The organism is Acinetobacter sp. YH12070 (assembly GCF_013419625.1).
GTDB lineage: Bacteria > Pseudomonadota > Gammaproteobacteria > Pseudomonadales > Moraxellaceae > Acinetobacter > Acinetobacter amyesii.
The window spans coordinates 1-17,575 of sequence record NZ_VOZT01000062.1; the positions used below are offsets into that span (position 1 = coordinate 1).

At 41.4% G+C, this 17,575-nt stretch carries 17 protein-coding genes and 4 pseudogenes; 6 read left to right on the top strand and 15 right to left on the bottom strand.

What is annotated here, in order from left to right; translation table 11 throughout:
* Positions 1-124: 124 nt before the first annotated feature.
* From FTU17_RS17765 to dnaJ, 4 genes and pseudogenes are all read left to right on the top strand, one after another.
* Positions 125-589 (top strand): annotated as a pseudogene (locus tag FTU17_RS17765) (efflux RND transporter periplasmic adaptor subunit); the annotation flags it as partial.
* Positions 572-976, top strand: a pseudogene (locus FTU17_RS17770) (efflux RND transporter permease subunit); the annotation flags it as partial. The pseudogenes FTU17_RS17765 and FTU17_RS17770, both read left to right, overlap by 18 nt.
* Positions 977-1,109: 133 nt before the next feature.
* Positions 1,110-1,487 carry a hypothetical protein gene (locus tag FTU17_RS14625; RefSeq protein ID WP_180116249.1) on the top strand — a complete coding sequence of 126 codons (378 nt, stop codon included), beginning with the start codon at positions 1,110-1,112 and terminating at the stop codon, positions 1,485-1,487.
* A 106-nt stretch (positions 1,488-1,593) separates the two neighbouring features.
* Complete coding sequence (dnaJ, locus tag FTU17_RS14630) at positions 1,594-2,712, top strand: molecular chaperone DnaJ (protein ID WP_111885156.1); 1,119 nt, start codon at positions 1,594-1,596, stop codon at positions 2,710-2,712.
* Between the two features lie 84 nt (positions 2,713-2,796).
* Here the strand turns inward: dnaJ and FTU17_RS14635 are convergent, their stop codons facing one another.
* Positions 2,797-4,440, bottom strand: coding sequence for a PglL family O-oligosaccharyltransferase (locus FTU17_RS14635; RefSeq protein ID WP_180135856.1), 1,644 nt, complete (start codon positions 4,438-4,440; stop codon positions 2,797-2,799).
* Positions 4,441-4,638: 198 nt separating this feature from the next.
* Here FTU17_RS14635 and dapB point away from each other — a divergent pair, with 198 nt between their 5' ends.
* On the top strand, positions 4,639-5,460 hold the full coding sequence (dapB, locus tag FTU17_RS14640) for a 4-hydroxy-tetrahydrodipicolinate reductase (RefSeq protein ID WP_078194102.1): 822 nt from the start codon (positions 4,639-4,641) through the stop codon (positions 5,458-5,460).
* Positions 5,461-5,518: 58 nt separating this feature from the next.
* Positions 5,519-6,163, top strand: coding sequence for an START domain-containing protein (locus FTU17_RS14645; RefSeq protein WP_180003644.1), 645 nt, complete (start codon positions 5,519-5,521; stop codon positions 6,161-6,163).
* A gap of 32 nt (positions 6,164-6,195) precedes the next feature.
* Here the strand turns inward: FTU17_RS14645 and FTU17_RS14650 are convergent, their stop codons facing one another.
* From FTU17_RS14650 to FTU17_RS14710, 14 genes and pseudogenes are all read right to left on the bottom strand, one after another.
* Entirely contained in the window at positions 6,196-6,567 is a 372-nt protein-coding gene (locus FTU17_RS14650) for a hypothetical protein (RefSeq protein ID WP_180003642.1), read from the bottom strand.
* A 145-nt stretch (positions 6,568-6,712) separates the two neighbouring features.
* Positions 6,713-7,735, bottom strand: coding sequence for an NAD(P)-dependent alcohol dehydrogenase (locus FTU17_RS14655; protein ID WP_180055729.1), 1,023 nt, complete (start codon positions 7,733-7,735; stop codon positions 6,713-6,715).
* A gap of 25 nt (positions 7,736-7,760) precedes the next feature.
* Positions 7,761-8,330 (bottom strand): DNA-3-methyladenine glycosylase I, encoded by a 570-nt coding sequence (locus tag FTU17_RS14660; protein WP_180042052.1) that lies wholly within the window; start codon positions 8,328-8,330, stop codon positions 7,761-7,763.
* A gap of 19 nt (positions 8,331-8,349) precedes the next feature.
* Complete coding sequence (locus FTU17_RS14665) at positions 8,350-8,595, bottom strand: hypothetical protein (RefSeq protein ID WP_078191630.1); 246 nt, start codon at positions 8,593-8,595, stop codon at positions 8,350-8,352.
* 15 nt (positions 8,596-8,610) lie between these two features.
* Positions 8,611-9,117: a M23 family metallopeptidase gene (locus FTU17_RS14670; RefSeq protein ID WP_180026235.1), complete on the bottom strand. Its 507-nt coding sequence runs from the start codon at positions 9,115-9,117 to the stop codon at positions 8,611-8,613.
* An 85-nt stretch (positions 9,118-9,202) separates the two neighbouring features.
* Entirely contained in the window at positions 9,203-10,249 is a 1,047-nt protein-coding gene (gene mutY / locus FTU17_RS14675; protein WP_180135858.1) for an A/G-specific adenine glycosylase, read from the bottom strand.
* Positions 10,250-10,402: 153 nt separating this feature from the next.
* Positions 10,403-10,762 carry an HIT family protein gene (locus tag FTU17_RS14680; RefSeq protein WP_078191628.1) on the bottom strand — a complete coding sequence of 120 codons (360 nt, stop codon included), beginning with the start codon at positions 10,760-10,762 and terminating at the stop codon, positions 10,403-10,405.
* A 51-nt stretch (positions 10,763-10,813) separates the two neighbouring features.
* The gene (locus tag FTU17_RS14685; RefSeq protein ID WP_180135860.1) at positions 10,814-11,554 is read right to left on the bottom strand and encodes a dienelactone hydrolase family protein; all 741 of its coding nucleotides are present in this window, start codon (positions 11,552-11,554) and stop codon (positions 10,814-10,816) included.
* A gap of 193 nt (positions 11,555-11,747) precedes the next feature.
* On the bottom strand, positions 11,748-12,440 hold the full coding sequence (locus FTU17_RS14690; protein ID WP_180135862.1) for an FKBP-type peptidyl-prolyl cis-trans isomerase: 693 nt from the start codon (positions 12,438-12,440) through the stop codon (positions 11,748-11,750).
* Positions 12,441-12,494: 54 nt separating this feature from the next.
* Positions 12,495-13,208: an FKBP-type peptidyl-prolyl cis-trans isomerase gene (locus FTU17_RS14695; protein WP_078191625.1), complete on the bottom strand. Its 714-nt coding sequence runs from the start codon at positions 13,206-13,208 to the stop codon at positions 12,495-12,497.
* A gap of 245 nt (positions 13,209-13,453) precedes the next feature.
* Positions 13,454-15,205, bottom strand: a pseudogene (locus FTU17_RS14700) (polysaccharide biosynthesis tyrosine autokinase); the annotation flags it as partial.
* A gap of 104 nt (positions 15,206-15,309) precedes the next feature.
* Positions 15,310-15,652 (bottom strand): annotated as a pseudogene (locus tag FTU17_RS17775) (Wzz/FepE/Etk N-terminal domain-containing protein); the annotation flags it as partial.
* 31 nt (positions 15,653-15,683) lie between these two features.
* A complete protein-coding gene (locus tag FTU17_RS14705; RefSeq protein WP_180135866.1) occupies positions 15,684-16,112 on the bottom strand; it encodes a low molecular weight protein-tyrosine-phosphatase in 429 nt (142 codons plus the stop codon).
* Positions 16,113-16,114: 2 nt separating this feature from the next.
* Entirely contained in the window at positions 16,115-17,185 is a 1,071-nt protein-coding gene (locus tag FTU17_RS14710) for a polysaccharide biosynthesis/export family protein (RefSeq protein WP_045015057.1), read from the bottom strand.
* Between the last annotated feature and the right edge of the window lie 390 nt (positions 17,186-17,575).

Genomic DNA, 17,575 nt, shown 5'->3' on the forward strand with positions numbered 1-17,575 from the left:
ATAAAGAGTTCCTGTACCGCCATACTGTCAGCGCAGTGCGGTATCGAAAGGTGCAATCTCTAAGATTGCATGGGTCGCAAAGATTCCCCCACCATAGCTCTTAGCTTGGTGGTGGGAGTATGTCAAGCAATTATTGCCAGTCAATGCTGTGAGTCGTTCGCAGTACGATGCGGTGGAAAACCAATATAAAGCAGCACAGTCGAATTTAAAGCAAGCGCAATCCAATTATGATGTGAGTCGTAATCAGACCGGTTATAACCAATTAATTGCCAATAAAAATGGGGTCATTACTGAGCGTAATATTGAGATTGGTCAAGTGATTGCAGCAGGACAACCGGCATTTCAATTGGCGATAGCAGGTGAACGTGACGTGGTCATTGGTGTGCCTGAACAAGCGGTTACTGAAATTAAAACAGGGCAGGATGCATGGGTTACCTTGTGGTCGAAACCACAGGAAAAATTTGCAGGCTATGTACGTGAAATTAGTCCTGCTGCCGATCAGTCTCGTACTTATAGTGTCAAAGTGGCATTACGTGAAGGCAATAGCGCCATTCAACTGGGGCAAAGTGCACGGGTATTTTTAACTGCACCTTTGGGCATTATTGGCGTGGTGTTATTCCTGTTATTGTTCAATAAACCCTTTGGTTTTGTGGCGATGCTCGGCACGATTGCACTGTCTGGAATGATTATGCGCAATTCACTGATTTTGATTGATCAGATTGAACAAGATATTCAGTCTGGGGAGTCGGCTTGGGATGCGATTATCAATGCGACGGTACGTCGTTGCCGTCCAATTGTGCTGACTGCATTGGCCGCTGTATTGGCGATGATTCCACTTTCTCGCAGTATTTTCTTCGGTCCAATGGCTGTGGCGATTATGGGTGGATTGATCGTGGCGACCCTGCTGACCTTGTTCTTTTTACCTGCGTTATATGCACAGTGGTTTAAAGTGAAAAAAACTCAGCAGAATCCTTAAAAGTGTCATAATATTGGGTGCGAAATATTGAATTTTTCTCTATAGTAGCACCTGATCTACAAAGACATTTTTAAAAAGTAAAACTACCACAAGTGCAGCGCGGCATATTGTGGTGTACGGGGTTGAATCACAGATGACAGCAGAGAGTTTAGCTAAGTATCGCCGTTATATTGCGATTTCTTATGTCTTCATGTTTTTCGCTTTATTTACCCTGATTAGTGGTGTATTTGCCTACGGCTTTGCACGCAAAGTCACTCAAATCGATTCTGCAGAAGTTTGGCTACAAGCCCAAGCGCTTTGGGTCATGCGCACCGTCGTGATTTATTCCATGATGGCCATTTTTGCCGCACTGTGGTTTATTCCTTTATTTTTCTATTATTGGGACACCTATCTTTGGGTGACTGCATGCACGGTAATTGGTGTGGTCTTTGCTGCGATTGCCTTTTTGTATCTATTAAATGCATGGATCCAAGGTCTATCCAAATTCGTTAAAAATAAGGCTGTTTTCTAAGTCGATTTATTTTTTTCCTGCCTACCCCTTGAAAAAATGGTTTGATTCCCCAATTTCAGACCACAGTTAAGTATTAAATTAAATTCCGTGAGGAGCATCGCCAGACATGGCTAAACGTGATTATTATGAGGTTTTAGGTGTATCTAAAACCGCAAGTGATGATGAAATTAAAAAAGCCTACCGTAAGTTGGCGATGAAGTATCACCCTGACCGTAATCCAGATAACCCAGAAGCTGAAGAAAAATTCAAAGAAGCTGCAGAAGCATATGAAGTTTTATCGGACAGCGAAAAACGTAGTATGTATGACCGTATGGGACATCAAGCTTTTGAAGGCGGCATGGGCGGCGGCGGTGGCTTCGGTGGCGGTTTTAGCGCAGAAGATATCTTTAGTCAGTTTGGTGACATATTCGGTGGCGCATTTGGCGGTGGTGGCCGTGGTGGTCAGCAACGTGCACGCCGTGGTTCAGACTTACGCTATGTTATGGAGCTTACCCTTGAGGAAGCTGTGAAGGGCGTGAAAAAAACCATTACCTTTACTGCGCCAGCGCCATGTGATGCCTGTGATGGTAAAGGATCTAAAAATCCGAATGACGTTGAAACCTGTAAAACCTGTCATGGTGCCGGTCAAGTGCGTATGCAACAGGGCTTCTTCTCTGTGCAGCAAACCTGTAGCACCTGTCGTGGTCAAGGTAAAATCATTAAGAACCCATGTAATAAATGTCATGGTTCAGGGGTTTCTGACCGTCAGCAAACTTTAGAGGTGACCATTCCTGCAGGTGTGGACAATGGCGACCGCGTACGTTTAAGTGGCAAAGGCGAGGCGATCCGTGATGGCCAAGCAGGCGACTTATATGTAGAAGTGGTGGTACGTGAACACGAAATCTTCCAACGTGATGGCGCTGACTTGTATATGGATGTGCCTGTAAGCATTGCAGATGCTGCATTGGGTAAAGAAATTCAAATTCCGACACTCGATGGTCGTGTGAGCTTGAAAGTACCTGAAGGGACTCAAACTGGTAAATTGTTCCGCTTACGTGGTAAAGGTGTGAAGCCTGTACGTACCAGCATGACCGGTGACTTACTCTGCCGTATCGTGGTGGAAACGCCTGTGAACTTAACGGCTCGTCAACGTGAATTGTTGAAAGAGTTACAAGACACGATGGATGGCGATGACAATAAATCATCTCCGAAGAAAAAATCATTCTTCGACCGTTTGTTTGATTAATTGAAATGATTTGCTTGAGTTCGCTGTGATGTGAACTCAGGTATAAAAAAGCCTGCATAATTGCAGGCTTTTTTATTGAGCGTTTTAAGGTTTCGGCTGTGCTGTAGGCGGTAATAAACTCTCATAGCTCATGTCGAGCCTATAGATATTTTTAAGACGCTGTAGCTGATGACGTGCTTCAGCCTCACGACCATTAAATGCCAATAAACGTGCATATTTAATGATGTGGTATTTCGCTGGATAGCTGCGAACCAATTTTTCAGTATCCTGAATGGTTTGTTCAGAAACGATGGAATATGGATTTAAACGAATAATCGCTACCCGATGTCTAAATTCCGTGAGTAAATAGATCGGCTCATGGTTGGTGATTTTCTCCGGTGTTTTTTCATATTTTGATGCCTGACCCAGCTGAATCGCTGCATTGGCATAATCGCGATAAATCACCGTAATCAGCACGGCGCCAATCACGAAAACAATGCGGATAAACCACGGAGACAGACTCAATGTAGCCGTCTGTGATTTCGCAGCTTGAAGAATCCCGATAATAAAACCCACAGGCAGTAAGAAATATGCGTAGTTTTGCGGAAACTCCAACATGGCATGAATAACGAAGACACCGACCATCAATAGGCCAATCACAGATAATGCAGACTTGGCTAACTTCTGTAATTGGATGCCCCAATAGGCGAAATAGGCCAAGAACGGCACACCAATAATGGTGCCATTCCACAATAAGAAATCCAAAATAAAATTGTGTGAGCTACGAATCCATACAGGTCCTTGCACCGTGTCAGAGATCGAGACAAAAGCGCTACTGGTTTGATGCCAACCATAGCCAAACCAAGGCTGTGCAGCTACGGCATGCGCCATTTGTTGCCAAATGGCTAAACGAGACATATCTCCACCAGCACGTTCGGCTACGTCACGACTTTCTTGAATATTCATGTCGGATATTTGGCTCATGATTTGACTTAATTTTGGCATCAATACAATCAGTGCCACAAAGCCGATAAACCAGGCCAAGCTGTAAAACCAGCGAAGACGGATATAATCTTTGTACTGTGCATAAGCCAAATAGACTAGGACACAGATACTTGCCACCCAAGAGGTGCGAGATTGGCTGAGCGCGACCCCAATTAAAATAGGAATTGCACAAGCGACCAAATAGCGCGTTTTAACTTTTTGCTGTTCATAAACATATAGGCAGGCTAACAAAGACATGAGCAGAAACGTGGCCATGTTATTCGGCTGAGCAAAGTTTGCAAATGGGCGCGTAGTTCCACTAATTTTCATCACAAAAGGAAGAAACGAGTCAAAATCTAACCACTGACATATTGCGATGAGTCCGGTCATGACACCCGAAGCAACAAAGGTATAGCTCAGGTATAGGAAGGTTTTTTCGCGTTTTTCCGTACCTTGTGAGAGGCTAAAACCAAGATTGATACATAGCCAGAAGCTGAACACGAACAGCATGCAGAGCAAGGCGATACTAAAATAATACACCTGCCCAAAAGCCAGTTGGACGATGGGAATCAGCGCTAAAAGCAAAAGAGGCAAGGAAATTTTTGCCACCATGAGCTTTTCTTTAAAGAAGGTTGCCGCTAAAGCAAACAGGGCAAAGAAGGTATAAAGCTCACCGGTATATGTGGCCCAAGGTCGGTAATGAATCGGAATCAGCCATGCCAGTGCAATACAGACTGCCGCACAAAGATACAATAGGGTTTTCATGAATATTCAAGATCAATAGAACGCGCCTATCATACCGTGAAAATGCTCAAACTTGGTGAGGGAATAGTCAGCGTCTGTGGTAGAAGTTGATTTGCAAAAGTCTTTCGGAAAATGCAGGATTTTTTTGTTTGTAACTTAGCCTGCGCATGGAGTTTTGATATAGTAAGACCAATTTCGAATCAACATTAGGAAAATGTTATGTCAGCAGCTCCACGTATTGGTATCTTGGGCGCAGGCGGTCGTATGGGACGCATCTTAATTCAGGCGGTTCAGCAAGCTGGGTATCAATTAGCTGCTGCGGTAGAACGTCCTGAAAGTAGCTTGGTCGGTGCGGATGCCGGTGAACTTGCAGGGATTGGCGCGGTTGGCGTAAAGGTTGTCGGTAACCTTGCTGAGGTTTTAAAAGATTGTGATGTCGTAATCGATTTTACTGCACCTGCAGCAACAGCACAGCATCTTAAACTTTGCCGTGAAGCAGGCGTTGCGATTGTCATTGGTACCACAGGTATGAATGATGAGCAAAAAGCTTATCTCGATGAAACAGCAACAGAAACTCCAGTGGTCTATGCAGCGAACTATTCTGTCGGTGTAAACGTTTCAATTAAACTTCTAGAACTCGCATCAAAAGTGTTTGGCGATACTGTAGATATTGAAGTGATTGAAGCCCATCATCGCCATAAAGTTGATGCACCATCAGGTACAGCGCTGATGTGGGGTGAAGCCATTGCAGGTGCTTTAGGACGTGACTTAAAACAAGATGCTGTGTATTGCCGTGAAGGTCATACGGGTCCACGTGAACGTCAAACCATTGGCTTCCAAACGATTCGTGGTGGTGACATTGTTGGTGAACATACTGCGATGTTTATTGCGGATGGCGAACGTGTTGAAATTACCCATAAAGCAACCAACCGTATGAACTTTGCCTCTGGTGCAGTACGTGCAGCTGCATGGGTAGTTGGTCGTGAAGCACGTAAGTACGATATGAAAGATGTACTGGGTTTTAACGATATTGACGTATAAAAGCGCGTTAAAATCCGTTATAACAACAGCATAAAATTAAAATAAGACGATCAATGGAATGAAAAAAGTCATCTTTATGGCCTGTGCTGTCGCATTCACTGCGGCAGTACAAGCGAAAACTATGGATAATGCCAAACTCACGATTAATAAAAATAATATTAAAGTTTGGACCTACCAAAATGCTCAAAATCCTGTCTTTCAATACAAAGCTGAAACTAGTTTTGATGTACCCATTGAAAAAGCGGTTTCCCTGATTTTAGATGTGGAAAATGCAGTGAATTGGGTCCCTTATATGGGCAGTGTCAAAGTCTTATCCCGCGATGACCAAAAAGGTGAATTCAGTTTATATATGGTGTTGGATTTTCCTTTTCCCTTAAAAGACCGTGATTTGGTGGTACAAGGCAAAATGCGTAAAGATGCACAAGGCATCATTAGCATCCAAAATAAAGCAGTTAAAAAAGGTTATCCGATCAATCCCAATTATGTACGTTTAACCGACTATGAGGGCGATTGGACCTTCCAGCGTTTAGGCAATCAAAAAGTCAAAGTGTCGACCTATGGCTATGCCAATCCGGAAGGCTCCATTCCGCTCAGTTTCGTGAATATGTTTGTGCAGCAACAGCCTTATCAAATGCTACAAAAAATGAAAGTGCAGCTGGGTAAAAGCAAAACTGTTGCGACCGTTCCCGAAATTTTAAAATAAGCCTTAGTAATGATTCAGTTCAATATGAACGATCAATGACTTTGCATCTCAGGCAGGCGAAATGCAGTCAACTGCTGCATGTGCTGTGTTTCTGGAAGTTCGATGCTGAGTAAGGTCTGTTCTGGAAATTGATGCGGATGTAACTTGATTTGAAATTGCCGCGCGGTCATTTGTTCACAGGCAAAGCGAAGTTTGGCTTGCTGCGGCATGATATTCATGCCGTTTTCAGACTTGGCTTTATAAATATATAGCGTCTGATGTAACCCGCCGCTGGTGATCGGTTGGATCTGCTCAAGTTCATATTGCGTCAGTTTTTGGGCACTCAAAAAACCTTGAATTAAAGATTTACAGATAAAATTTTGCTGGCTTTGAGCTTGAGTGTGCTGTTCGGGTTGGCACGCCATAAGCGTGAGTGTACTGATGATGATTAGACCCGCTCGAAGCTGCGTAAGGAATGCATAAATACAAACACCGTCTAATTTTGATGAGTGTATAAAGGGCAGAAGAAAGCCTGCATGCAGCAGGCTTTTTGGGCTTAGATTTTTGCCGTTAAAAATCAGCTTTCAGCACAATTCGATAACGCACGTTTCCTGAATGCAAACGTTCAATCGCTTCATTCACCTGAGACATGGGATACATTTCAATTTGTGGTGCAATATTTTGACGTGCGGCGAATCGAAGTAATTCACGCAGTGCTGCAGGAGAGCCTGTTGATGAGCCAGTGACAGATTTAGCACCACTGATCAGCATACCTGCGGGGATTTGCATCGGCTCAAGTGCTAGGCCGAGCATGTGAACGCTTCCATTCGGTGCCAAAGTTGAAAGATAGGCTTGCCAATCCAACGTCACATTGACCGTGCTTAAAATTAAATTGAACTTACCACGTTGTGCTTTAATCGCGGCAAGATCACGACTATTCACCACATGGTCAGCCCCCATAGCTTTAAGTTCATCAGTTTTATCTAAGTTTGAACTAAATGCGGTAATTTCACAGCCCCAAGCTTTGAGCAGTTTAATCGCCATATGACCTAAACCACCAATGCCGATCACGGCAACATGGTGAATGGCCTGAATTTGGTGCTGTAAGATGGGATCAAATACTGTAATCCCACCGCAGAGCAGAGGGCCAGCACTGGTTGGATCAAGATCATCTGGAAGCGGAATAACCCATTGCCAGCCCGCACGAACTTTGTCGGCAAAGCCACCTGCATGACCGACGATCGTCGCTGTCTTGGTTCCAGTACATTGCACTTGGCGACCATCGATACATGGGTCACAGTGTTGACAACTTTCTGCTGTCCAGCCTATGCCCACACGTTGTCCGATTTTCAGTCCTTTGGCTTCGCTGCCGAGTTGGGTAATGGTTCCAATCACTTCATGCCCTGGGACCACAGGATAAACCGAAGATTTCCAATCATTTTGGATAATAGAAATATCTGAGTGACAAAGACCGCAATACTCGACTTTGACTTCAACCTGATGGGCTTGTAATTCACCTGCATCAAATTGGTAGGGAACAAGGGCTTCACCACTGTTCATTGCTGCATAGGCTTGAATTGTATTGTCACTCATTATTCTATCCTTTCTGTTTTTGAGGTCATTCTGCGTGCGTGTATTTAAAGTCACAGTGATTTTCATGATCATTGACCATGCCGATAGCTTGCATCAGAGCATAGCAAGTCGTTGGGCCGACAAATTTAAAGCCATGCTTTTTTAATGCTTTGGACATGGCCTGACTTTGAGCGGTTTGTGCAGGGGCGCTGCGATATTCAACTACATCATTATTGGCAATTTGACCTTCGACAAAATTCCAAAGAAATTCCACCGGATGAATCCCTTGGGCTTTTAACTGTTGCCATGCTTTGGCATTATCACGAATGGCAGTGAGTTTGCCGATATGGCGAATCAAACCTGAATCTTGTAATTTTTCTTGTAATTGTAGGTCACTCAACGCTGCGATTTCGGCAATGGGATATTGAAAAAAATGCTGCTGATAGCAGGCCCGCTTTTTCAGCACAGTGATCCAAGACAGCCCCGCTTGTTGTCCTTCAAGACATAGCATTTCAAAGAGATGCTGCTCATCAAAACTAGGTTTAGCCCACTCAGTGTCGTGGTAGGCAATATACAAAGGATCTTCGGAGCACCAAGCACAGCGTTGTATCGTCATGTTGAATGCTCCTTTTGACTTAAATTTTAAAGACAGTCCATTGATCGTTTTTATTGTCCCAATACAACAGTTCCGCTTGATCGAGATCGGCAAATTGAATCCATACATCTTTACCCGATTTGTCTGCGTAGCCGGTGCTGATGAGTAATGCTTCTTCAGTGATCTCCATGATCCAGCCCTGATAAGACTGTCCATTGAGGCTGATTTTTTGTTGATTACCAGATTCTGCAAATTCCACCAGACGATTGATCAACGCTTCTGACATGTATGTTTCCTAAAATTAACGTAAATACGGATAGGGGTTAACGGCATTGCGACCTTTACCACCCAAGTAAATGCCATAATGCAAATGTGGTGCAGTATGTCGAGCATTGCCAGTATTACCTACATAGCCAATGACATCACCTTTTTTGACATAGTCGCCGACGTTTAAGCCACGTTTATGACCATCAAGATGCGCATAATAATGCCAAGAACCTGCGGGCCCCATAATCCATATCACTTTACCACCCAAATTGTTATTACGTAAGTCAGCAACTAAACCTTCTGTAGCACTGAGAACTTTTGTTCCACGTGGAACAATAATATCAATACCTTCGTGGCTTCGTCCTTGGCTACGCGCTGCGCCCCAAGTATCCTTAAGCGCACTTCGTTTGACTTGATGAACAGGAACAGGCAATTGATTGGATAAACGCATGTTTTGTAATTTTTTCACTTCATGAGCAGGCAATGTACTGCCTGATGGTTTGGGTGGAGTCGACGTACAGGCGCTGAGTAAAAGCAACATAAAACCAATACCGCCGAACAACCCTCTGCGAAGCAAAAACTCTTGAGTCACATTTGTCCCTATTCAATTGATGAGCAGTTCAAAACTATGGCATAGAATGGCTTTCGAGTTCTAGCGTAGAAATGAGTTTTTTCATGGCGGTTGGAATACCGAGTGCAGTGGCTTGTATCGGGCTAAACCACTGTCCGTTGCATTCAATCGCTAAATGCTCTTTTTGATCGGCAGCAACGGTAAATACAGTAGCTACTAAAAGCCAAGTGAAGTGGGTAAAACTATGCGATATTTGCACTTGAGTGGTGGTAGGTTTCAGTCCAAGCTGCTGAGTGTGGGATTGAAACTCATGGGGTTGATCAAAAATAGGTAAACACCACAGACCACCCCATAGCCCGCTATTCGGACGTTGTATCCACAGCCATTCTCCTGCAGATTGAATCAGCATGACTTGAGCTTCTCTTACAGGAACAGGCTTTTTAGGCTTTTTATACGGTAATTCAGTTTCTAAACCTTGAGCATGTGCTTTGCAGTGCTGTTGCATGGGGCAATATAAACAGAGCGGCTTTTTCGGCGTGCATACCGTTGCACCCAGATCCATAATCGCTTGGGTATAATCGTGGTTGCGTTCCATGGGGCAGAGCTCTGTCGCCAGTTGCCACATGGCCCGTTCATGTACAGGTTTCGATAAATCATCTTCAATAGCAAAGAATCGAGACAATACTCGCTTGACGTTGCCGTCCATAATCACGCCATATTGTCTTAAACCCAAAGACATCAGCGCACCTGCGGTAGACGGGCCGATGCCTGGTAGTTCCATCCACTGCTCAAGATTGCTTGGAAAATGTCCCTGACGTGCAACAATACCCGCGGCTTTGTGTAAGTTCCGAGCCCGTGCATAGTAGCCTAAGCCAGCCCAATAGGGCGCCACATCATCCCAAGAGGCATGGCCTAAATCTTCAACAGTCGGAAATCGTTGAATAAATCGATCAAAATATTGTAAGACGGTTTTGACTTGAGTCTGTTGTAGCATAATTTCTGAAACCCATACTTTGTAAGGGTCATCCTTCACTTGCCACGGTAAGTCATGACGACCATGGACATCAAACCAGTCGAGAAGGGCATCAGAAAAGTTAAACATGCAATACAGTCAAAATTGAAAAAACCTGCCTAGTATACATCTTTCAATAGGCATTCTTTTTGTTCAAAACGAAATCTGTATATCAGGGGAAATGCAAAAATAGTGGCCATCAAAAAAGGAGCCGAGGCTCCTTAGTGAGTGTAAATTTAAAGTTTAGCTTTTAAAGCCCCAGCGGGTATCGAGCGCCAATGTTTGGTTTTCATAACGTGGAATAATGTGAATATGCACATGTTCAGTGGCTTCGCCAAAAACTTGTCCATCATTAAACCCAATATGAAAGCCAGTAGGTTGATAGCGTAAATTTAATTCATTACGCGCTTGTTCAAGTAAGGACATTAAACTTTTACGTTCTTTATCAGTAATTTCAAAAAATGAACCAACATGACGTAGTGGGACAATGACAGCATGCCCTTTAGACAGTGTATGTGGTTCAGGAAGTACAACACCAAAATCATTTTTTGCAATCACGTCATATTCGTCAAAATTGCAATATGGACAATTGAGTTCTGTCATTGTGCTCTCCTCATTTTTATAAATTAAATATTGGTATTGGTTCTTAGCGCTTTAAGAACTAAGCTGGCGTGCTAACAAAGCATACATGGCCGCTAAGCTTTGTTGTTCTGCAGCAGCGTTATAAGCTAAATCTACGCCGTTTGCTTTGGCGCGTTCATCCGCCATCGGGTTGCTAAAGCCATGTTTTGCACCTTCAAAAATATTGATTTGATACTGCACTTGGGCAGCATCCATTTCATTTCTAAAGGTTGCAACATCATCTAAGCTCACCATCGAGTCGAGCTCACCATGTTGCACTAAAATCTCTGCTTGGACTTGTCCTGTTTGTGCAGGAGTCGCTGTAGCAAGTGTTGCATGGAAGGTCACCACTGCTTTTAATTCAGCACCTGAACGAGCTAAATCCAGCACGACTTTTCCGCCATAGCAAAAGCCTATAGCTGCGAGTTTATCTGCATTTACTTCCTTTTGCTGTGCCAAAGTGTTTAATGCAGCAGACGCACGGGTCACAATGGTGTCGGCATGATCAAAAGTCTGCATCATCCATTCATAAGCTTGCTTGGCATCTGTGGTGACTTTTTTGTCACCATACATATCCAAAGCGAAAGCAGCATAGCCTTGTTCTGCCAATTCACGCGCACGTTGTTCGGTATATTCATTGCGTCCCCACCATTCAGGGGCAACTAATACACCTGCGATCGCAGTGTCTGACTCTGGTGCGGCAAAATAGCCAAAAAGTTGAGTTCCATCCGCTGCTGTATATTGAATTTCGCGCGTCTTAATTTTAACGGTCATGGTCAAATCCTTATGTGCGGCTACGCAGTTGATGAAGATTTAAAATAAAGGGAAATTGGTTTTTGTGAAATAAATATAAGATATCAATGTGAATTTTAAGTCAAATCAATCAAAAAAATTGTAAAAGAAAATAATGGAACGAAGAAATATTGAGGAGCACCGAGATTTGTCGATGCTCCTAAAGAGAGTATTGTTATTTCGGGAGAACTTCAATGAGCTCTACATCAAAAATCAGCGTGCTATTTGGCTCAATGACGTCTGCTGAACCAATTTGACCATAGCCTAAATTTGCAGGAATGAAGAAGCGATATTTTGCACCTTCTTTCATCAACTGTAGACCTTCTGTCCAACCCTGAATGACTTGGCTCACTTGGAACATCGCAGGTTGGTTGCGTGCAATTGAACTATCAAAAACAGTGCCATCAATTAAGCGACCTTCATAGTGAACTTTCACTGTTGAATTGGCTTTAGGTGACTTATCTTTGCCGGCTTGAATGACTTGATATTGCAGGCCAGATTTCGTGACCTGAATGCCCGGTTTTTTGGCATTTTCAGCAAGGAAAGCTGAACCAATGGTGGCATTCGCATCCGCTTTTTGCTTCAGTTCAATCAGTTGTTTCGCTTCGGTTTGCTTTTTATATTGGGTTAAGGCACGGGTCATTTCTTCATCTGTTAGTGACGAAGCTTGACCTTTAGATGCTGCCTTTAAACCTGCAACAAATGCATCAATATCTAAATCCTTAATGGATTCAGCATTACTGCGTCCCATTAAATAACCAAAACTATAACCGACTTGTTCTGCAGCACTACTTTTATTACTGACATCTTTGGCAAATACAGTGCTTGAGCAGAGTGCCAAACACAACATACTGATCTGTAATTTCATGACCGAGTCTCAAAATAAAGCAGGAGAGCGAAAAGCTCTCCTGTACCGGTTTTATTATTTAACTTCAATGAGTTCTACATCAAAAATTAAAGTACTGTTCGGTGGAATCGTTCCTGGAACACCTTGAGCACCATAACCTAAGTTTGAAGGAATATATAAAGTGGCTTTACCGCCTTCTTTCATTAACTGTAGACCTTCAGTCCAACCTGGAATTACTTGGTTCAATGGGAATTCAATTGGCTCGCCGCGCTGTACTGAACTATCAAATACTGTGCCATCCACTAACTTACCTGTGTAGTGAACTTTAACAACTGATGTGGCTTGCGGTTGTTTACCTGTACCTTCTTTCGTTGTTAGGTACTGTAAACCAGAAGCAGTGGTTTTAACCCCAGCTTTACTTTTGTTTTCTGTTAAGAAATTATCGCTGCTACTTTGTGCTTGCTTATTGCTTTCGAGCTGCTTGTTTTGCATTTCTTGCTGGAACTCAGCATATGCTTTTTGTAATTCTTCTTCAGTATATGCAGGTTTTGCACGAGCATGACCCGCACGAACGCCAGTGACAAAGCTATCAATATCTAATTCTGGAGGCGTTTGATGGGCAACTTCATAACCAAGTGCATAACTGATTTTAGCGACAGCAGAAGCATTTGCAGCTGGTTGAGTTGATGTTGCTGATTGCGTAGCAGGTGTTTTAGTTGCATAGTAAACAGGAACAAGTGCGGCACCGCCGAGTAATACAGCGACAGCGATAGGTAGGGCCTTACTCATATATTTTCCCACAATTATTTTATATGTAAAAAGTTGCTGAAATTCTAGCAGACTTTTCCTGTTCAGCGCTTACCTATCTCTATGATCAGGTAAGGTGCAGGAAAGATCATCATAGTCATGTTCTTATTTTTATACTATAACGGTATGAATATATAAAACATTTTTTATACAGAAAGATGCATGCAACATAAATTTCGAAAATAAAAAAAGCCACCGTATTCGGTGGCTTTTTGAAAGAGCTTGAATCAGTCTTGATCTTTTGAAGCTTTATAACCATAAGAATAGTTGTAGCCATAACCATAGCCTGCGGAGCTACGTTGAATGTCGTTTAGAATAATACCATTGACCTTCACACCCACTTGTTCAAAGCGGTTAACGGTTAACTCTAGTTCTTTTAACTGAGTTTTCGCATAACGAGCAATCACCAAATTCACACCAGCAAATTGCGAAATAATGATACCGTCTGTCACTGCAAGTACAGGAGGGGTATCAATGATCACATGATCAAACATCGGTGAAATCAAATCTAAGAATTCTTTGAATTTACCAGAACTTAAAAGCTCAGATGGGTTAGAAGGGCTCTTACCGCGAGTAATAACACTTAAATTTGGAATTTCAGTGGTTTTAATGATGCTGTCTAGATCACGCTGACCATTTAAATATTCAGAAAGACCTGGTTGGTTGTCATGATTGAAGTATTTGTTCAAATAACCACGACGTAAATCGGCATCAATAATTAAAACACGTTTATCGCTTTGCGCAAGAATCGTAGCTAAGTTGGTTGAAATAAACGATTTACCAACTTCTGGTGCAGGCCCCGAAATCATGATCAGGTTATTTTTTGCAGATGTCAGTGCAAAGTGAATGGCAGTACGCATACTGCGCAAACTTTCAATTGCAATATCATCGCTATTTTTAACTGCAAGAACTGGAATTGTTTTCTTCTTCTTCAAGAGTTTAATACGGCTTTCTTGAACAGGCGAACGTGGCACAGTGGCATAAACAGGAAGGTCGAGATTATTTTCAATTTCTGAAGAATCTTTAATTCCTGAGCGAAGCATGTTACGAACAAGAGCAATTAATACACCAATAAAACCGCCTACAAATAACGATAAAATCAGAACAATTAATTTTTTCGGCTTAATTGGTCGTTCAGGTTCAACAGCTGTGTCGATGATACGGACATTACCAATTTCCCCAGCATTTGCAATTTTAAGCTGTTGGTAGCTGTTAAGAAGCGATGTGTAAAGCTCAGTATTTACTTTGACATCACGATAAAGTTGTAAGTATAAGCGCTGTGTTTCTGGGAGTTGTTTAATGGACTTGTTTAATTCTTGAGTCTTTTGATTTAAAGAATTTACCTGTGCATTGATTTCAGCCATTAAAGGATGATCAGGTGTATATTTAGCAGACAACTCAGCTTGTTTCTGTTTTAACTCAATGCGCATTTTCTCAAGCTCAATATTTTGTTTGAGCATGAGTTCAGCTTCTTGAGTGACATCTACAGTATTGTATTTTTCACGAAATTCATTGAATTTAATTTCAGACTGTTCAAGTTGTTGCTTTAATTCAGGGAGTTGTTGATCCAAGAAATTGAGGGTTTGTTTGGATTCTAAAGATTTACGCTCAATATTTTGTTGATGATAAATTTCTAAAATATGATTCAGTACATTGGTAATGTGCTGTTTATCTTCTCCAGCATAATTTAAACCAATGACACCTGTCATTTTCCCTTTTTCAGCTACGCCATAATTTAATTTTAAATTTTTGACAGCAGAAGGCAGTGAGAGTTTAGATAAAATAAAAGTGTGTTCAAATGGCTGTGTACTTGAAATGTTAATTTTCCAAGTTCCATAGCCATCAACAAATTGATTCAGTTTATTTAAACGACCTTCAAAGATTACCTGATCTTTATGACTTAAGGTAAATTTAGAGTCTGCTTTGAAATCTAAAGTGAGTTTTTTATCCAAATAATAATCCGGAACATCAAACTCTTTAACTAAAAAATTATGTTGCTTGGTGCTATAACTAACGCCCTGGCCATCAAATTTCAATTGACCTTTTTCTGAAGATAGAAGTTTTTTAAAGAAGCTATTATTTTGATCTTGGATACTGATATTTAGATTGAGGTCATCAATCACTTTACCTAACACCATACGAGAATTTAAGATCTCAATCTCTGCATCTGCAGGGGATTTTTGACCGAGGCCGCCCGAGACTTCTTTGAGTTCACCTAGTAATGCGGCAGACGCAGCACTTTTGCCATCTTCGACTTGAACTAAAGCATCCGTAGAATATATGGAAGGTGTGGTTCGAATATAGAGTAGTGCACAGATTAAACTTAATATGATGCAAAGAGCAATAATTTTCCATTGAGCAATCAGAGAAAAAAAGAGCTCTTTTAAATCAATAGTATCTTCTTCAGTTTTTGAGGTTTGAGTCATAGTTTAACAACTGATTATTCAATAATTTATATTAAAAATGTGGCAACCAATCCTGAACATAATTGCTTATGTTTTTGCAGGATTCATTAAAAAAGTCTTGATCGTGTTGATAAGGGTCAGGAACATTTTTTCCTTGCCAATGTCCTAATCGAAAGACTTTGCCTTTTGCAAATGGCCATTGCTTTTCTATATGCTGAGCTTGATTTGTGCTCATCACTAGAATTAAATCTGCTTGCTTAATTAAAGATGCATTGATCTGTTTTGCAATATGTGGACGCATATCAATATTAAATTGGTCCATACAGTGAATTGCTTTTTCATCTGCATGATGTCCTGCCATTGCGGACAATCCTGCAGATTCAATGTGTTGGTTTGGGCAATTTGTCTTTAGGAAATATTCTGCCATCGGGCTACGGCAAATATTTCCGACACAGACAACGAGTATATTTTTAAACGCCATAATTATTTCCCAAGCTGATCAAAACTATAAAGAGCGCTCGAGAATGGAATGATCTGATTGACTACACGCTGCCAACGTGTCAAACCAGTTGCATCAATGTATACAATGTCATTCTTTTTCATGGAAAATTGATTGGCTAATGCTAGATTACCAATACTACTCAAATTTAAGTGATAGATAGTTGACTGCTTCTGATCTAAATCTGTACGCATCACATAAATTCTAGCTGCACTAGCTGAGTAAGGGTTGATCCCTTCACTTTCACCCAATACATCACTTAAAGACATGCCTTGATCACGTAAGTTAATCGCTTGGCTTTTACTTGATTCACCCATGACATAAAGTTTTTGATCTTGTTTTGTATTTACAAAAATTGTGTCATTCGGGCGAATTAATAAATTATGTAGTGATAAACCATTTTTTTCGAGTTGAATGGTATTTAAATTATACGTAGCACCATTTCGAATGAGTTGAATATTAGTGGTGTCGCCAGTTTTGGTATCAATACCACCGGCTTGACCTAGTGCGGTATAGAGGCTGATTGGTTGATCATTTAAAGTGTATTGGCCACTTTTAAGTACTTGACCATTTACGAAGTATCTTTTGCCTTCGTAAGATAACACTCTGACGACAACATCAGGGTGTTTTAAATATTTACTAAATTGACTACGCAAATATGTATTCGCTTGAGCAAGCGTTTTCCCAGCAATTTTAACTGACCCGACTAAAGGAAGCTGTACATTACCGTTTGGGTCAATGGGATAACCAACAGCTTTTACATTAGTTGCATCTTGAATTGGTGGTGTAATTTCAGGATAAGCCCAAAGTTGGATCGACAGGACATCACCAGCACTTAATTTATATATAGATTGCTGATGCTGAAATAATGTTTGAATTTGAGCTAAATTTTGCGAATTTGCTTGAGAAATAGCAGGAATATTATTTTGTGTCAAAGGTACAACATTTAATTCAGCACCTTGATCTGTTTTATAGGAACCTTGTTGTGGTAAATCATATGTCTGAAGTCCAGGGGTCATTGCACATCCTGTAATTCCTAAACTCAAAACCAGCATAACGCTATAACGATAGTAATTCACTCGAATATAAATCCTATTTATAAATTTGAATGTTTTTGAACGGGCCAATGAACCCTAATTGTACGTTTCAGACTGCAAAATTCTATACTATTCGTGCTATTTAATATAGTTATTGATGTTTTAAAACGTAATTCCATTAAGTTTTTTATAAAATATAAAAATGTACCTGATACTTTGATCCTAACAAAACAGCATATAAAAAAAGGACCATAGATTTGATCTGTTTGAATCTTGAAGTATGAACCGTACCGGGTTTGTCGGAGACTCAGTATTCTGAGAGAATGTTCCGATGACCAAATTAAAATATACCCCTGAAATCAGAGAAAGAGCGGTTCAATTATTGATTGAATCTGAAAAAGACTATCC

Excerpts from the sequence above, each read along its gene's own strand:
- FTU17_RS14625 (WP_180116249.1), top strand. The coding sequence starts at position 1,110 with ATGACAGCAGAGAGTTTAGCTAAGTATCGCCGTTATATTGCGATTTCT.
- dnaJ (WP_111885156.1), top strand. The coding sequence starts at position 1,594 with ATGGCTAAACGTGATTATTATGAGGTTTTAGGTGTATCTAAAACCGCA.
- FTU17_RS14635 (WP_180135856.1), bottom strand. The coding sequence starts at position 4,440 with ATGAAAACCCTATTGTATCTTTGTGCGGCAGTCTGTATTGCACTGGCA.
- dapB (WP_078194102.1), top strand. The coding sequence starts at position 4,639 with ATGTCAGCAGCTCCACGTATTGGTATCTTGGGCGCAGGCGGTCGTATG.
- FTU17_RS14645 (WP_180003644.1), top strand. The coding sequence starts at position 5,519 with ATGAAAAAAGTCATCTTTATGGCCTGTGCTGTCGCATTCACTGCGGCA.
- FTU17_RS14650 (WP_180003642.1), bottom strand. The coding sequence starts at position 6,567 with ATGGCGTGCCAACCCGAACAGCACACTCAAGCTCAAAGCCAGCAAAAT.
- FTU17_RS14655 (WP_180055729.1), bottom strand. The coding sequence starts at position 7,735 with ATGAGTGACAATACAATTCAAGCCTATGCAGCAATGAACAGTGGTGAA.
- FTU17_RS14660 (WP_180042052.1), bottom strand. The coding sequence starts at position 8,330 with ATGACGATACAACGCTGTGCTTGGTGCTCCGAAGATCCTTTGTATATT.
- FTU17_RS14665 (WP_078191630.1), bottom strand. The coding sequence starts at position 8,595 with ATGTCAGAAGCGTTGATCAATCGTCTGGTGGAATTTGCAGAATCTGGT.
- FTU17_RS14670 (WP_180026235.1), bottom strand. The coding sequence starts at position 9,117 with ATGTTGCTTTTACTCAGCGCCTGTACGTCGACTCCACCCAAACCATCA.
- mutY (WP_180135858.1), bottom strand. The coding sequence starts at position 10,249 with ATGTTTAACTTTTCTGATGCCCTTCTCGACTGGTTTGATGTCCATGGT.
- FTU17_RS14680 (WP_078191628.1), bottom strand. The coding sequence starts at position 10,762 with ATGACAGAACTCAATTGTCCATATTGCAATTTTGACGAATATGACGTG.
- FTU17_RS14685 (WP_180135860.1), bottom strand. The coding sequence starts at position 11,554 with ATGACCGTTAAAATTAAGACGCGCGAAATTCAATATACAGCAGCGGAT.
- FTU17_RS14690 (WP_180135862.1), bottom strand. The coding sequence starts at position 12,440 with ATGAAATTACAGATCAGTATGTTGTGTTTGGCACTCTGCTCAAGCACT.
- FTU17_RS14695 (WP_078191625.1), bottom strand. The coding sequence starts at position 13,208 with ATGAGTAAGGCCCTACCTATCGCTGTCGCTGTATTACTCGGCGGTGCC.
- FTU17_RS14705 (WP_180135866.1), bottom strand. The coding sequence starts at position 16,112 with ATGGCGTTTAAAAATATACTCGTTGTCTGTGTCGGAAATATTTGCCGT.
- FTU17_RS14710 (WP_045015057.1), bottom strand. The coding sequence starts at position 17,185 with ATGCTGGTTTTGAGTTTAGGAATTACAGGATGTGCAATGACCCCTGGA.